This window comes from Streptomyces sp. NPDC054765 (assembly GCF_053612065.1).
The window spans coordinates 21,320-36,805 of record NZ_JBSHBP010000032.1; the positions used below are offsets into that span (position 1 = coordinate 21,320).

Genomic DNA, 15,486 nt, shown 5'->3' on the forward strand with positions numbered 1-15,486 from the left:
GGACGGAGCGGTCTCGGGACGAGGAGGTTTGTCGTGGGGCAGGGGACGTATGCGCCGGTGCTGACGCGGGTGGCTGTGGTGGTGCGGGCGCCGGCCGGCTGGCTGTGGTGGCCGGGGCTGCTGGCCGCGGGCATCGGGGTGCTGGTGCCGGGGCTGACCGGGCGGACGGTCGGACTGTCGGCCGGGGCGGCGCTGTTCGTGATCGCCGCATCGGTGGTGTGCGGGGCCTGGCGCAGCCGGTATACGACCCTGGCGCGCGGCGCCTCGCGTGCCGGGAAGGCCGTCATCCTGCAGGACCGGTCGGTCACCCTCCGGGTCTGGCGGCGGGCGCACCGCTGGTGGCTGCTGCTCGCCTTCCTGGCGGCGGTCGGCTCGTCGTTCGCGCTGCCGGCGGCCGGCGGGCTGCTGATGGCCGGGGCGGCGCTCGGGCTGTGGGGCAAGGCGCTGTGGCTGGGCCGCTGGGAGCGGAAGCACGAGGCGCTGCTGTGGGTACGCGCGGAGGTCGCCGGGCGGGGCGGGGCGGCGGGCAAGGAGGTCAGTGGGTACGCCCTGACCGGGACGGCCGCTGGGGACGCGCGGCCCGGCGGTGCGCGAGGCGGGGGCGCGCGAGGCGGGGGTATGCGAGCCGGCAGGCCGGGGGCCGGCGGGGCGCAGACCGGGGGAGCACGGGCCGGGGGAGCACGGGCCGGCCGATGACCGGTGGGGCGGGTGGTTGGTGAGTGGTTGATCAGCGCCCCGGCAGGCGCTCCGCTTTCCGCTTTCCGCTTTCCGCTTTCCGCTCTCCGCCCCCTGCCCACTGCTTCCCGAGGGGCCGTTGTTTCCCGAGGTCACCCGGCCCCGAGGTCACCCGGTCCCGAGATCACCGCTTCCCGAGGTCGGCCAGTGATTTTGCGTGTGCGCCGCCGCTTTCCGCGGTGAGTTCCTCCAGGGTCTGCGGAGTGCGGACGGTCGCGAAGCGGACGCTGCCGCCCGCGTCCGCCGCATAGCCGTAAATCCCGGGACGGGGAAGGGAGTTGTAGGCGAAGTGGGTGGAGAAGTAGTAGGCGCCGGTGTCCAGGAGTGCGGCATGGTCGCCGGACTCCAGGAGCGGGAGCGGACGGTTCTCGGCGACCAGGTCGCCCGCGAAGCAGCAAGGTCCCGCAACGTCCTGGGCAACCGGAGCGCCCGTCTTGGGACGCCCCTCGGCGTCGTAGGCCGCGACCCGGATCGGCCAGGCCTCGGGGACGAAGACCGTACGGGTGGCGACCTGGGCGCCGGCGTGGGTGACCGCGATGGGCCGGCCGCCGGCCGACTTGGCGTACTCGACGCGGGCGAGGACCGTGCCGTGCTTGGCCAGCAGTGAGCGGCCGAACTCGGTGACGATCCCGTAGCGTCCGGACAGCAGGCCAGGGACGGTCGAGTGCAGCAGCGCGGCATACTCGCGGTAGGTCGGAGTGGTGGCGTCCGAGGAGAAGTTGACCGGCAGACCGCCGCCGATGTCGAGGGTGTCGATCTGGCGCCGGCCCGCCTGCGCGTTGATCTCCTCGGCGAGGTCGTACAGGGCCCGTACGCCCGCGGCCATCAGCTCCAGCGGCATGCCTTGGGAGCCGACATGGGCATGCAGCCGGGTCAGCCACGGTCGGGTGAGGAAGGCCTGCACGACCCAGTCACGGACGCCCTCGTCACGCAGCCCGACACCGAATTTCGAGGTGTCCGTGGCAGTGCTCATCGCCCCGATGCTGCCGCCGCCGATCTGGGGGTTGACCCGCAGACCGATGGGCGCGCTGCTCGGTGCCGAGGCCATCAGCGCGTCGATACGCGCCAGTTCCTCGGCGTTGTCGGCATTGACGGCGATCCCCAGGGCCAGTGCCTCACGCAGTTCGGCCAAGGTCTTGGCGGGCGAGTCCAGGACGGTCCGTGCGACCGGCACTCCCGCGGCACGGGCCAGCGCCAGTTCGCCGGGGCTGGCCACCTCGCAGCCGAGCCCTTCCCGCATGAGCAGCTGCAGTACGGGGACGAGAGAGGCGGCCTTCACCGCGAAGGCGTGCAGGACCGGGGTGCCGGGAGCGGTGAACTCCTCGAAGGCGGCGCGGAGTTCGGCCGCCGACCGGCGGATTCCGGCGATATCGAGCAGCCCGGCGACGGGCTCGCCGGGCCCCACCAGCCCGCGCGCAATGGCTGCCTGTACGGCACGGTCTCGCTCCGTGAAGTTCATGGGTCAACTCCATCATTGGGTAGGGGTGTCACGCCAACCGAAACCGCGGCGGCCAAAAGCCCCCGGCTGGGGAGACTGGGCAGGGGCAGGGGCAGGGGCAGGGGCAGGGCCTCGGGCCCGATGGACCCCGCACCCGGTCAGTGGGCCCAGATCCCGGCGAGTGGGCGCGGACGCCGGCCTGCCGGGACGGGCCCCGGCGCGCGGCCCCGACATCGGCGCGCGGCCCCCACAACGGCGCGCGGCCCCGAGGCGGCGCGCTGCGGATCAGACGCCAAGGCGCGGTCCGGGTGCCGGCGCGCGGCCAGGGCTCGTGCCCGGGGCGATACTCGTGCCCGGGTCGATGCGCGGCCCGGGGGTGACGAGTGGCAGGGGCCACGCCCTCGGCACCGCCCGCCGCCCGCCGCCCGCCCTGGCTCTGATTCCCCCGGCTCAGGATGCCCGAGTCCGCTACGGCAGCCCGTCCGCCGCCCGTACCGTCCGGCCCCCGTCCGGACGGTACGGGCGGTCCGGGCCGCCGGTCCGGGCCGCCGACTTTCCGCTCAGGCCGTCCGGCCGCCGCTCCAGCCCGCCTTGCGGTGGCGTTCGGTGAGGCGGGAGCCGGATTCGCGGCGGGCGGCGCGGCGCAGGAGCGGCACGGCCAGCAGGAAGCCGAGGACGGCCCAGGCGGTGAGTATCAGGGCCACGGTCGGCAGCTCCCAGGAGCCCGCCGGTTCCGCGGCGCGTGCGGCGTCCGGGAGGAGGGCCGAGCGCAGGCCCTGTGCCATCCACTTGAGCGGGAAGACGGAGGCGATCTTCTGGACCACCGCGGGCAGCGAGGTGAGCGGGAACATCGCTCCCGAGGTCACCAGCAGCCCCATCGCGGGCAGCATGATCAGTGCAAGCGCCTCCCGCGGGTTCGGGAGCACGGCGCCGATGGCCGCGCCCAGCGGTACGACGGCGAGCAGTCCGAGCGCGCTGACCCACAGCAGCGTCAGCCAGCCGCCGGGCCCGTGCGGCAGCGGCCCGTCCACCAGTAGTGCGGCGGCTCCCAGCAGGACGGCCAGGGTCCCGAACGCCATGGTGACCACCAGCAGTGACTTGGCGATGAGATAGGCAGGTATGCCGCCGGGGGTGGCGCGCAGCCGCAACAGGGCGCCCTCCTCGCGCTCGGTCACCAGGATCTGCGGAAGATTGACCAGCCCGATCTGGAACAGCAGATAGGCGGCGAAGCCCGCGAGCGTCAGATGGGTCATCGGGACATGGGTGCCGGGCACCTTGTCGTGGATATAGCCGGCGAGCAGCAGCGCAACGACGACATTGATCAGATGGCCGCTCATCTCCTTGGGGTTGCGGACGAGGTGGCGGAGTTCGATACCCCCGCGCAGGAGACCCGCACGCCAGTAGCGGCGGCGGGGGCCCAAGGCGGACTCCTTCGCGGCCGCGTCGGCCGCGTCGGCCGTGCCCGCCGTGCCCGCCGTGCCCGCCGTGCCCGCCGTGCCCGCCGTGCCCGCCGTGCCCGCCGTGCCCGCCGTGCCCGCCGTGCCCGCCGCGTCGGCCTTATCAGTCCGCCCCGCCGTATCTGTCCGCCCCGCCGTGTCGGCTTCTCGGCCGCTGCCCGTCGCCGCTGTCGGATCTGTCACGGCTGTCACTTGGCTCCCCCTCATGCTTGCTTCTCCCCGTCCGGGGCCGCGGCCCTGCCCGCACCCCCTGCGCCGGCCTCACTCACACTCCCGGTCCGGGACTCGCCCGCGCTCCCGGCTCCGGTCCGGCCCAGACCACCGGCCCCGGTCCCGCCCAGACCACCGGTCCCGCCCGCACTCCCGCTCCCGGTCTCGCTCACCTCACCTCACCGCTCCCGGTTCCGCCCGCACTCCCCGCCTCCGCCCCGTCGCCCAGGTGCACCATGTGCAGATAGGTGTCCTCCAGCGTGGGGCGGCGGACCTCCAGGTCGGCGACCGGTCCTCCCGTGTCCCGGTGCAGCTCCCAGACCAGCTGGGAGGGGTCCTCGGTACGTTCCCGGCGGGCCGTGCCGTCGGCCGTCGTCCAGCGGACCTCGGCCTGTGCGGCGGCCCGGCGGGCCAGTTCCGCGGGGGTGCCGCCGGCCCGGATCCGGCCGTTGACCAGCACCGCTATCCGGTCGGCCAGTCGCTCGGCCTCGGCCAGGTCATGCGTGGTGAGCAGGATCGTGACGCCCTCGTCGCGGGCCAGCCGCTCGACCAGATCGTGGAAGTCGCGCCGGGCTTCGGGATCGAAGCCGGTGGTCGGCTCGTCCAGGAAGAGGAGTTCGGGGCGGCCGACGATCGCGAGTGCCACGTCCAGACGGCGGCGCTGGCCGCCGGACAGCCGGTCGACCTGCGCTCCGGCCTGCTCGGTGAGGCCGACCAGCGCCAGCAGCGCGGCGGGGTCGCGGGGGGCCGGGTAGTACAGGGCGAAGTGCGTCAGCAGCTCGGCCACCCGCCAGCGGCGGTGGTCGCGCCAGGACTGCAGGACCAGGCCGATCCGGCCGCGCCAGGTGTCGTCGCCGCGCGCCGGGTCGGTCCCCAGGACGCTGACCTCCCCGGCGGAACGCTGCCGGAAGCCCTCCAGGATCTCGACGGTGGTGGTCTTCCCCGCGCCGTTGGGGCCGAGCAGCGCGAAGATCTCGCCGCGGCGGATGTCCAGGTCGATGCCGTGCAGCACATGGGTGGTGCCGTACGACATCCGCACGTCACGTACCCGGATGACGGGTGGGGCGGACACGGCGGAGTCCGTGGCCGCCGAAGCGGCCGGAGCCGGGGGGAGTGACAACTGTCCGGTGGCCGTCATCGGCCCGCCTCCGCGCGCTGTTGCTGTTGCCGTGTCCCTGATGCCGCCGCGGCGGACTCTGCCGCCGGTGTGGGTGCCGCCGTGGGCCCCGCGCCCTCGACAATGGCCCGGAGCGCGGCCACATGTCCCTCGAAGGCGCTCCGGCCGCGGCTCGTCAGCCGCACCGTCGTACGCCGCTTGCGGCCGCCGCCCTCCTTGCGGATCTCCAGATACCCGGCCTCCTCCAGGGTGTGCAGCTGCTTGGAGAGCGCCGAGTCGCTGAGCGAGAGGCTGTCGCGGATGAAGGGGAAGTCGGCCCACTCCGAGGCGGCGAGCAGCGCCACCACGGACAGCCGGGTGGCGGGGTGGATCAGTTCGTCGAAGCCGCTCGGGGTGCTCATCGGACCGCCCCCTGCCGGCCGGTTCTCGCCCCGCGGTTGCGCAGTGCGCCGACCGCCCAGCGGTTCGCCGGGCCGACGAACAGCACGAAGATGCCCGTCGAGACGGTTGCCTGGATCAGGCTGCCGAACGGCAGCGCCAGCCGGCCGACCAGAAAACCGGAGAGCAGGATGGTCACGAGGGTGACCCCCATGCCCGCGAAGAAAGTGGCGAACGACCGCCAGCTGTAACGCGAGCGGTGCAGCCGGATCCGGGTCCTGCGGTTGCGGAGCACGGCGAAGGTGCCCAGCACGACGAAGTAGGCGGTCAGTACCAGCCAGAATGCCCACATGGGCAGATCGAGGCCCGTGACGGCGAGGAACACCCACATCACCGCGGCCGTGCGGTATGCCGATCCGGTGTCGCTGTGGGCGCATCTCTCGATCTCGTCGTACACCCGCTCCTGCGGTACCCGGATGCGCTGCAGATCCTGCCAGGCCTGTTCGGCATCCACCGGTGTGCTCATGACCCTCGCCTCCCCAAGGCGGTCCGGACATCCCCGTTCACTTTCCCACTCGGAAAGTTAGCGCAGACTTTCCCGGTAGGCAAGTAAAAAATTCGGAAGCGGTTGGCCGGTTCCCGCGGTCGCGTCGAGAGCGGTGCGCCGCACCCTGTTGACTAGAGCTATTCATCGACCTCAGTATGTGAATAGCTCAATCCATTCGATGTCAGGGAGGCACGGCCCATGTCGGGACCGCGACCCGTGCGGGCGCCGCGCGGTACGGAGCTGAGTGCTCGGGGATGGCAGCAGGAAGCCGCGCTGCGCATGCTGCAGAACAACCTCGATCCGGAGGTGGCCGAACACCCGGACCAGCTCGTCGTCTACGGCGGCACGGGCAAGGCCGCACGTGACTGGCGCTCCTTCGACGCGATGGTGCGCACGCTCACCACGCTCAAGCAGGACGAGACGATGCTCGTCCAGTCCGGCAGGCCGGTCGGCGTGATGCAGACGCACGAGTGGGCGCCGCGGGTGCTCATCGCCAACTCCAACCTCGTCGGCGACTGGGCCAACTGGGAGGAGTTCCGCCGCCTGGAGGCCCTCGGGCTGACCATGTACGGGCAGATGACGGCCGGTTCGTGGATCTACATCGGCACCCAGGGGATCCTGCAGGGCACGTACGAGACCTTCGCGGCCGTCGCGGCGAAGAAGTTCAACGGCACGCTCGCCGGGACGATCACGCTCACCGCCGGTCTCGGCGGCATGGGCGGCGCCCAGCCGCTCGCCGTCACCATGAACGACGGTGTCGCGATCTGCATCGACGTCGACCCGCGGGCCATCGAGCGCCGCATCGAGCACCGCTACCTGGATGTCCGGGCGGACAGCCTCCAGCACGCGCTCCAGCTCGCCGTCGAGGCCCGCGACCAGCGCAAGCCGCTGTCGATCGGGCTGCTCGGCAACGCCGCCGAACTGCTGCCGCAGATGCTCGCCGAGGGCGCCCCGATCGACATCGTCACCGACCAGACCAGCGCCCACGACCCGCTGGCCTACCTGCCGGTCGGCATCGACTTCGACGACATGGCCGCCTACGCCGCCGAGAAGCCCGCCGACTTCACCCAGCGGGCGCGCGAGTCGATGGCCCGGCACGTCGAGGCCATGGTCGGCTTCATGGACGCCGGCGCCGAGGTCTTCGACTACGGCAACTCGATCCGCGGCGAGGCCCAGCTCGCCGGCTACGAGCGGGCCTTCGCCTTCCCCGGCTTCGTCCCCGCCTACATCCGGCCGCTGTTCGCCGAGGGCAAGGGGCCCTTCCGCTGGGCCGCGCTGTCCGGCGACGCCCGGGACATCGCCGCGACCGACAAGGCGATCCTCGACCTCTTCCCGGAGAACGAGTCGCTGGCCCGCTGGATCAAGCTGGCCGGCGAGCGGGTGCACTTCCAGGGTCTGCCCGCCCGGATCTGCTGGCTCGGCTACGGCGAGCGGGACAAGGCCGGTGAGCGGTTCAACGAGATGGTCGCCGACGGGACGCTGCAGGCGCCGCTGGCCATCGGCCGGGACCACCTCGACTGCGGCTCCGTCGCCTCGCCCTACCGAGAGACCGAGGCCATGAAGGACGGCTCGGACGCGATCGCCGACTGGCCGCTGCTCAACGCCATGGTCAACGTCGCCTCCGGCGCCTCCTGGGTCTCACTGCACCACGGCGGCGGTGTCGGCATGGGCCGCTCGATCCACGCCGGACAGGTCACCGTCGCCGACGGCACCGCGCTGGCCGGCGAGAAGATCCGCCGGGTGCTCACCAACGACCCCGGCATGGGCGTCATCCGGCATGTCGACGCGGGCTACGAGCGCGCCGACGAGGTGGCCGCCGAGCGCGGCGTCCGCATCCCGATGCGTGAGGGCGAAGGCGGGGGCGCGTGACCGCCTCGTTCCACGGGATGTGGGAGGAGTTGCGGCCGCTCGGCCGTGACTCCTCCTCCGGGGGCTACCGCCGCTTCGCCTGGACCGCCGCGGACACCGACTGCCGTGCGTGGTTCAAGGCCCAGGCCGAGGCCCGCGGACTCGCCTACGAACTCGACCGCAACGGCAACCAGTGGGCCTGGCTCGGGGCGGCCGGTCCCCAGGACGTGGCCCCCGGCGACGCCGTCGTCACCGGCTCCCACCTGGACTCCGTGCCGGACGGCGGTGCCTTCGACGGCCCGCTGGGCGTGGTGTCCTCCTTCGCCGCGCTGGACGAACTGCGCAGCAGAGGAGCGGAGTTCGCCAAGCCGCTGGCCATCGTCAACTTCGGGGACGAGGAGGGAGCCCGCTTCGGCCTGGCCTGTGTCGGCTCCCGGCTCGCCGCCGGGGCGCTGACCACCGAGGCCGCACACCGGCTGCGCGACGGCGACGGCACCACCCTCCCGCAGGCCATGGAGCGCGCCGGTTACGACCCCGAGGCCATCGGCCCGGACCCCGAACGGCTCGCCCGCATCGGTGCGTTCGTCGAACTCCACGTCGAGCAGGGCCGGGCGCTGGACCTGTCGGGCGACCCGGTCGGCATCGCCTCCGCCATCTGGCCGCACGGCCGCTGGCGGTTCGACTTCCACGGCGAGGCCAACCACGCCGGCACCACCCGCCTGGACGACCGCCGCGACCCGATGCTCAGCTACGCCGCGACCGTGCTCGCCGCCCGCGAGCAGGCCCGGCTGGCCGGGGCCCTGGCCACCTTCGGGAAGATCAGCGTGGAGCCGAACGGCGTCAACGCCATCCCCTCGCTCGTCCGCGGCTGGCTGGACTCCCGCGCTCCCGACCAGGACACCCTCGACACCGTGATCACCGGGATCGAGCAGGCCGCCGCCGAGCGCGCCGCCCGCGACGGAGTGGACCTGAGCGTCGTGCGCGAATCCTTCACCCCCGTCGTGGAGTTCCAGCACGCCCTGCGGGACGAGCTGACCGCGATCCTCGGCAAGCCGGGGGAGCGGCCGGTGCCCGTCCTGGGCACCGGCGCTGGGCACGACGCCGGTATTTTGTCCGGAACCGTCCCCACCGCGATGCTGTTCGTCCGCAACCCCACCGGGGTGTCGCACTCGCCCGCCGAAGCGGCGGGCGAGGACGACTGTGCCGCCGGGGTCACCGCACTCGCCGACGTACTGGAAGGGCTGGCGTGCCACTGACGACACAGGCAACACCGACGACGTACTGGCTCGAACACGCCTGGCTCGGCACGCACGTCGAGCCGGGCGTGGCCGTGGACGTCGCGGACGGGCGGATCACGGCCGTCCGCACCGGGACGGCCACCCCGCCGCCCGGCGCCACCGCACTGCGCGGCCTGACCCTCCCCGGCCTCGCCAACGCCCACTCGCACGCCTTCCACCGGGCCCTGCGCGGCACCGTCCAGGCCGGTACCGGCACCGGTACCGGATCACCCCCGCAGCGGCGGGGGCCCGCGACGGTGGAAGGCGGGGAGCGGGCGCCGGATTCCTTTTGGACCTGGCGCGAGGTGATGTACGGGGTCGCCGACAAGCTCACGCCCGACAGTTACTACTCGCTCGCGCGTGCGACGTACGCCGAGATGGCGCTGGCCGGCATCACCTGCGTCGGCGAATTCCACTACCTTCACCACGCGCCGGGCGGCACCCGCTACGACGACCCCAACGCCATGGGCGAGGCGCTGATCGCCGCCGCCGCGGACGCCGGTATCCGCATCACCCTGCTCGACACCGCCTACCTCTCGGCCGGCTTCGGGGCCCCGCCCAACCACCACCAGCTGCGCTTCTCCGACGGCACCGCCGACCGCTGGGCCCAGCGCGCCGACGCACTCAAGGAGCGCGCACACGCCCGCATCGGCGCCGCCATCCACTCCGTACGTGCCGTCCCCGCCGGGCAGCTCGCCACCGTCGCCGACTGGGCCCGCGAACGGCAGGCCCCGCTGCACGTCCACCTCTCGGAGCAGACCGCCGAGAACGACGCCTGCCGCGACGCCCACGGCTGCACCCCCACGCGGCTGCTGGCCGACCACGGCGCGCTGGGCAGCCGCACCACCGCCGTGCACGCGACCCACCTCACCACCGAGGACATCGAGCTGCTCGGCGGCTCCCACACCGGCGTGTGTATGTGTCCCACCACCGAACGCGACCTCGCCGACGGCATCGGCCCGGCCGTCCGGCTCCAGAGCAGCGGCAGCCCGCTGTCCCTCGGCAGCGACAGCCACGCCGTCATCGACCTGCTCGAAGAGGCCCGCGCCATGGAGCTCGACGAACGGCTGCGCACCCGCACCCGCGGGCACTGGACGGCCAACGCCCTGCTGCGCGCCGCGAGCGCCGACGGCCATGCCGCCCTGGGCTGGGACGACGCCGGTGTCCTGGAGACCGGTGCGCTCGCCGATTTCACCACGATCGCACTGGACTCCGTACGCACCGCCGGACCACTGCCCCGGCTGGCCGCCGAAACGGCAGTATTCGCCGCCTCCGCGGCGGATGTACGGCACACCATCGTCGACGGCCGGCAGATCGTCCGCGACGGTGTGCACACTCTTGTCCCCGACGCACCCAGCGCCCTCGCAGAGTCCATCGCCGCGGTACGCGGCTGAAGGAGAACACCCCCGCGATGACGACGATTTCCACGCCGACCACCACCGCCATCACCCACATCTCCCAGCTCGTCACCAACGACCCCTCCCTCGGTGAAGGCCCCCTCGGCCTGATCCAGGACGCCGCGGTCGTCATCGACGGCGACCGCATCGCCTGGGTCGGTGCTTCCAGCAAAGCACCCGCCACTGACAACGCCGTCGACGCCGGCGGCCGGGCCGGCCTCCCCGGTTTCGTGGACTCCCACTCCCACCTGGTCTTCGCCGGTGACCGCACCGCGGAGTTCAACGCCCGGATGTCCGGCCGCCCGTACTCCGCCGGCGGCATCCGCACCACCGTCGCCGCCACCCGCGCCGCCACCGACGACGCCCTGCACGCCAACGTCGCCCGCTATCTCGCCGAGGCGCTCCGCCAGGGCACCACCACCCAGGAGACCAAGTCCGGCTACGGGCTCACCGTCGAGGACGAGGCCCGCGCACTGCGCATCGCCGCGGAGCACACCGACGAGGTCACCTTCCTCGGCGCGCACATCGTCCCGCCCGACCACGCCGACGACCCGGCCGGCTATGTCGACCTGGTCACCGGCCCGATGCTGGACGCCTGCGCCCCGTACGCCCGTTGGGTCGACGTCTTCTGCGAGAAGGGCGCCTTCGACGGCGACCAGGCCCGCGCCGTGCTCACCGCGGGCAAGGCCAGGGGCCTGATGCCGCGGGTGCACGCCAACCAGCTCGGCCACGGCCCCGGCGTCCAGCTCGCCGTCGAACTCGGCGCGGCCTCCGCCGACCACTGCACCCACCTCAGCCCCGCCGACATCGACGCCCTCGCGCAGTCCGACACCGTCGCCACCCTTCTGCCGGGCGCCGAGTTCTCCACCCGCGCCCGGTGGCCCGACGCCCGCCCGCTGCTCGACGCGGGCGCCACCGTCGCCCTGTCCACCGACTGCAACCCCGGCTCGTCCTTCACCAGTTCCATGCCGTTCTGCATCGCACTGGCGGTCCGCGACATGGGGATGACGCCCGACGAGGCCGTGTGGTCGGCGACCGCGGGCGGCGCCCGTGCCCTGCGCCGCACGGACGTCGGCCGGATCGCCCCCGGAGCCCGCGCCGACCTCGCCCTCCTGGACGCGCCCTCGCACGTCCATCTCGCCTACCGGCCCGGCGTCCCGCTCGTCTCCGCCGTGTGGCACAAGGGAGTTCTCGTCTGACGGCCGCACGAGCACGATGACCCCTGGACCGGCTTCACGGAGCCGGTCCAGGGGCGGTTTCACGGGGCCGGTCCAGGTGGTTTCACGGAGCCGGTCCAGGTGGTTTCCGGCACCAGCACAGGAGGGCCCGTCCCGGGCGATCCCGGGGCAGGCCCTCCTGTGCGCGGGCGGCTGCCGGCCGCGTGGACCGGCAGGGACCGCGGTCCCTCACTCCTCGACCATCAGCCCCTTGCGGAGCCGCACGAGGGTGCGGGAGAGCAGACGGGAGACATGCATCTGCGAGATGCCCAGCTCCTCGCCGATCTCGGACTGCGTCAGATTGGCGACGAAGCGCAGCGAGAGGATCTTCCGGTCGCGCGGCGGGAGTTCGGCGATCAGCGGCTTGAGGGATTCGACGTACTCGATGCCTTCGAGACCGTGATCCTCGTAGCCGATGCGGTCCGCCAGCGCTCCTTCGCTGTCGTCCTCCTCGGGCTGGGCGTCCAGCGAGCTCGCGGTGTAGGCGTTGCTCGCGGCCATCCCCTCGACGACCTCGTCCCTGGTGATGCCGAGACGCTCGGAGAGTTCGTGCACCGTCGGGGCGCGGTCCAGCTTCTGCGCCAGTTCGTCGCCCGCCTTGGCGAGGTCCAGGCGCAGTTCCTGCAGGCGCCTGGGCACGCGCACCGACCAGCTGGTGTCACGGAAGAAGCGCTTGATCTCGCCGACGATGGTCGGCATCGCGAACGTCGGGAACTCGACGCCACGGCTGATCTCGAAGCGGTCGATCGCCTTGATCAGGCCGATCGTGCCGACCTGGACGATGTCCTCCATGGGCTCGCTGCGGGAGCGGAACCGGGAGGCCGCGAACTTCACCAGCGCGAGGTTGAGCTCGACCAGAGTGTTGCGGACGTACGCGAATTCGTGGGTGCCTTCCTCGAGCGTTTCGAGCCGCTCGAAGAGGGTCTTGGACAGAGCCCTCGCGTCCACCGGGCCCACCTCGTCGAACGGCGGGATCTCGGGCAGCCCCTCGATCTCCGTCATTCCCGCCGGATCTGATTCGGCAGGGAGCGACGGGGAAGGGATCTGTCCGGTCGGGTCGGACGGGGGTGTCGACGATGCGGACTGCCGGGTGTCGTCGGTGCGCAATTCGTCGAGCCGGGGTGACATGGTCTCCTCCATCGTTCTCGGCATATGGCTGCCGATGCCTCTACGTGAAGCTGCGGTGTGCGGCGCCTCCAAAGCCGGCCGTTTCGAATGTGTGCTTCTACGCCTACCTGGCTTTGCCTGAAGATGGCAAGTGCGTGTTGTCCGTATATTGAGCAATATGCGGATTGTTCGGCTACCGGGAGGCGTCAGGAGGGCGTAGGGTTTCGACGAGCGCAGTCGTAAGTAAACAGTTGTCCAGACAGCAAGAGGGGTGCGCGCGCATGGACCGCGGGACGGTCGGCAGTGCAAGCCGGGGCCGGCTTCATGTCGAGATCCGCCATCACGGCGCCAGCGCGGTCGTGACGGTTTCGGGTGAGCTCGATCACCACACGGCGGATCTGTTGCGTGAGTCACTCGAAGGCTGTGTGGACGACGGCTATGCACGCCTGGTGGTGGACTGCTCACCCCTTGAGTTCATGGACTCCACCGGCCTCAATGTGTTGCTCGGCGCGCGCCTGAAGGCGGAGGCCGTGGGGGGCGGAGTCCATTTGGCCGGGATGCAGCCGGTGGTTGCCCGGGTCTTCGAGATCACGGGCGCGGAGGCGGTTTTCACGGTGCACGACTCTCTCGACGCGGCCCTGGCCGAGTGACACGGCGGCAGTGTCCGGAAGGTTGCATTCCGGGCACGTAGTCCGTGTCACAACTTCCGTACCCAAGAAGTGGGTGTTCTCACGGTCCGGTCGGGCAGGAGACATCTGAATCCGTTGAATCAGTCAGTATCTGTTTCCCGTGAACAGGCGAATCGGTGAGGTGAAGCGCTGATGAGCACCACCCGGCCGTATCCGCCGGGCGATCTCGGCCCGGAGTCGGGCGGCGTGGATGCTTCCACCGCCCCGGCTGCCGCCACCCCGGTGGGCCAGATCCGCCGGCTGCGCCTGGCGGGCACCCGTGGGGCCGTGGCGCGTGGCCGTGACTTCGCCCGGCAGGCCCTGCACGACTGGGGCTGGCTGCCGGCCGCCGGTGCCGACCGGCGTGCCGCGGCCGAGGATGTGCTGCTCGTCGTCTCCGAACTGGTCACCAACGCCTGTCTGCATGCCGAGGGGCCCGAGGAGCTGCGGCTGCGCTGCACCGCCAAAGTGCTGCGCGTGGAGGTCAGCGACCTCGGTGCGGGCTCGCCGGCGCCGCGCAGCCCGCACCGTCCGGGCCGCCCCGGTGGTCACGGCATGTTCATCGTGCAGCGCCTGTGCCTGGACTGGGGCGTGGTGCGCAACGCCGACGGCGCGGGCAAGACCGTCTGGGCGGAGCTCGCCGCGCCGTTCTGAAGCGCGGGCGCAATCGCCGGGGAAGTGCTGAGCGCGGGCCTGCGGGCCCGCGCTTCGTCGTGTGCGGCCCGCCACCCCGCCCGGCATCCCGGATGACGGTGTGTACGGCCGGAATTCCCCGCGGTGCGGGTCCCGGCCCCGATCCGGGCTGTGCATTGCCTTCCCTCGGCAAGGTCCCCGGCGTACCTTGAGCCGCCAATCTGATGTGCCGTCAGTAACATCCGGCGGTGCGCTCACCGGGAGAAGGGGAATCCGAGGTGGCCCGCTTCTACGAACAGCACGGCAGGCGTCCGGTCCGGGCGGCCGGCCTCGCCGCGGCCGTGGCGATGGCGGCGGGGTCCGCGGTGATGCTCACCGCGCCGGCCGCCCATGCCGAGGTCGTCGACGTCAACTACCAGTGCAAAACGCCGATCGGCAACAAGGGCGCGGTCTCGCCGATCGACATCAAGGGCACCCCCAGCGGGGGCGCGTACAAGCTCGTCATGTCCTTCCAGAAGGGCGTCTCCTCCAGCCCCGTCGAGCTGGGCAAGGGCGCCATGAGCCCGAATGCGCTGATCAAGCTCGGCGGCGCGGAGAGCGGTACGGTGCCGGTCACCGGACCGCCGAACGACAAGGCGATACCGGCCAACACCCCCATCAAAATCAGTGACTTGAGCGGTACGTACACCCCCAAGGGCAGCGGCAAGGTCACGTTCACGGCCGCCACGCTCACCATCAAGGCGCTGGGCACCACCACCACCTGCACTCCCAGCAACAACCCCAAGCCCTCGCTGACCCTCGACGTGAAGGGATCCGGCGGCTCGGGCGGCACCTCGGGGAGTGCCGGTGCCGCCGCGGCAGGCGGCGGTTCCTCCGGCGGGCAGCTGCCGCAGACCGGGCCCGCGGACTCCGTGATCGCACTGGGCACCCTCGGTGGCACCGTGCTGCTGGCCGGTGCGGCCGGTGCGCTCTGGCTGACCCGCCGCCACCAGCGGGTGTGACGCGCTGCGCGGGGCGCCAGGACCCGCGCGTGCGCAACCCCCGTACCCCGTACGCCCCCATGCCCGGCCGGCACGGGGAGGCACCCCCCTGCACCAGGAGCCGCCGATGCCGTTCCGTACCCGCACAGCGGTCAGCGGCGCGATCCTCGCGACCGCCGCCGTGCTGCTGTGCCCCGCCGTGGCCGTGGCCCGGCCGGCCGCCGCCCCCGCGCCACCGGGCTGGTCCGCGGCGCCCGCGCCCGGTGACGGCGCCGAGCCGAGCGCACACGACCGCCCGTACTTCTACCTGGAGGGTGCGCCGGGCACCGTCATGAACGACCGGCTGTCCCTGAGCAACCCCGCCGGCCGCGCCGTCACCGTACGGCTGCGCAGCTCCGTCGCCGGCTCGTGGCTCACGCTCGCCGCGCGGGAGGTGAAGGTGCCGCCGCACACCCGGGCGAGCGTGCCGTTCACGGT

At 72.4% G+C, this 15,486-nt stretch carries 14 protein-coding genes; 8 read left to right on the forward strand and 6 right to left on the reverse strand.

Annotation, left to right across the window (positions count from 1 at the left end; all coding sequences use genetic code 11):
* The first annotated feature begins 33 nt into the window (after positions 1-33).
* On the forward strand, positions 34-696 hold the full coding sequence (locus ACWGJY_RS20845; RefSeq protein WP_453262303.1) for a hypothetical protein: 663 nt from the start codon (positions 34-36) through the stop codon (positions 694-696).
* Positions 697-859: 163 nt separating this feature from the next.
* Here the strand turns inward: ACWGJY_RS20845 and ACWGJY_RS20850 are convergent, their stop codons facing one another.
* The 5 genes from ACWGJY_RS20850 to ACWGJY_RS20870 form a co-directional block, all read right to left on the reverse strand.
* The gene (locus ACWGJY_RS20850; protein WP_453262304.1) at positions 860-2,194 is read right to left on the reverse strand and encodes a diaminopimelate decarboxylase; all 1,335 of its coding nucleotides are present in this window, start codon (positions 2,192-2,194) and stop codon (positions 860-862) included.
* 539 nt (positions 2,195-2,733) lie between these two features.
* Positions 2,734-3,594: an ABC transporter permease gene (locus ACWGJY_RS20855; protein ID WP_453262356.1), complete on the reverse strand. Its 861-nt coding sequence runs from the start codon at positions 3,592-3,594 to the stop codon at positions 2,734-2,736.
* Between the two features lie 415 nt (positions 3,595-4,009).
* Positions 4,010-4,873: an ABC transporter ATP-binding protein gene (locus ACWGJY_RS20860; protein WP_453262357.1), complete on the reverse strand. Its 864-nt coding sequence runs from the start codon at positions 4,871-4,873 to the stop codon at positions 4,010-4,012.
* Positions 4,874-4,974: 101 nt separating this feature from the next.
* Positions 4,975-5,358 (reverse strand): transcriptional regulator, encoded by a 384-nt coding sequence (locus ACWGJY_RS20865; RefSeq protein ID WP_453262305.1) that lies wholly within the window; start codon positions 5,356-5,358, stop codon positions 4,975-4,977.
* Complete coding sequence (locus ACWGJY_RS20870; protein ID WP_453262306.1) at positions 5,355-5,861, reverse strand: hypothetical protein; 507 nt, start codon at positions 5,859-5,861, stop codon at positions 5,355-5,357. Before ACWGJY_RS20870 ends, ACWGJY_RS20865 begins: the two co-directional genes overlap by 4 nt.
* Before the next feature lie 219 nt (positions 5,862-6,080).
* Between ACWGJY_RS20870 and hutU the strand changes: the two genes are divergently transcribed.
* Genes hutU through hutI form a run of 4 tightly spaced genes read left to right on the forward strand, consistent with a single transcriptional unit; the run spans position 6,081 to position 11,603 of the window.
* Positions 6,081-7,751, forward strand: a complete 1,671-nt coding sequence (hutU, locus tag ACWGJY_RS20875) for a urocanate hydratase (protein ID WP_453262307.1) — start codon at positions 6,081-6,083, stop codon at positions 7,749-7,751.
* Positions 7,748-8,986: an allantoate amidohydrolase gene (locus tag ACWGJY_RS20880; RefSeq protein ID WP_453262308.1), complete on the forward strand. Its 1,239-nt coding sequence runs from the start codon at positions 7,748-7,750 to the stop codon at positions 8,984-8,986. Before hutU ends, ACWGJY_RS20880 begins: the two co-directional genes overlap by 4 nt.
* On the forward strand, positions 8,977-10,401 hold the full coding sequence (locus ACWGJY_RS20885; protein ID WP_453262309.1) for a formimidoylglutamate deiminase: 1,425 nt from the start codon (positions 8,977-8,979) through the stop codon (positions 10,399-10,401). The genes ACWGJY_RS20880 and ACWGJY_RS20885 overlap by 10 nt, the downstream gene beginning before the upstream one ends.
* A 17-nt stretch (positions 10,402-10,418) precedes the next feature.
* Positions 10,419-11,603 (forward strand): imidazolonepropionase, encoded by a 1,185-nt coding sequence (gene hutI, locus ACWGJY_RS20890; protein WP_453262310.1) that lies wholly within the window; start codon positions 10,419-10,421, stop codon positions 11,601-11,603.
* Between the two features lie 207 nt (positions 11,604-11,810).
* Here the strand turns inward: hutI and ACWGJY_RS20895 are convergent, their stop codons facing one another.
* The gene (locus tag ACWGJY_RS20895) at positions 11,811-12,623 is read right to left on the reverse strand and encodes an RNA polymerase sigma factor SigF (RefSeq protein WP_453262358.1); all 813 of its coding nucleotides are present in this window, start codon (positions 12,621-12,623) and stop codon (positions 11,811-11,813) included.
* A gap of 386 nt (positions 12,624-13,009) precedes the next feature.
* Between ACWGJY_RS20895 and ACWGJY_RS20900 the strand changes: the two genes are divergently transcribed.
* From ACWGJY_RS20900 to ACWGJY_RS20910, 3 genes are all read left to right on the forward strand, one after another.
* On the forward strand, positions 13,010-13,378 hold the full coding sequence (locus tag ACWGJY_RS20900; protein WP_453262311.1) for an STAS domain-containing protein: 369 nt from the start codon (positions 13,010-13,012) through the stop codon (positions 13,376-13,378).
* A gap of 171 nt (positions 13,379-13,549) precedes the next feature.
* Positions 13,550-14,050 (forward strand): ATP-binding protein, encoded by a 501-nt coding sequence (locus tag ACWGJY_RS20905; RefSeq protein WP_453262312.1) that lies wholly within the window; start codon positions 13,550-13,552, stop codon positions 14,048-14,050.
* Between the two features lie 257 nt (positions 14,051-14,307).
* A complete protein-coding gene (locus ACWGJY_RS20910) occupies positions 14,308-15,030 on the forward strand; it encodes an LPXTG cell wall anchor domain-containing protein (RefSeq protein ID WP_453262359.1) in 723 nt (240 codons plus the stop codon).
* The last annotated feature ends 456 nt before the right edge of the window (positions 15,031-15,486 follow it).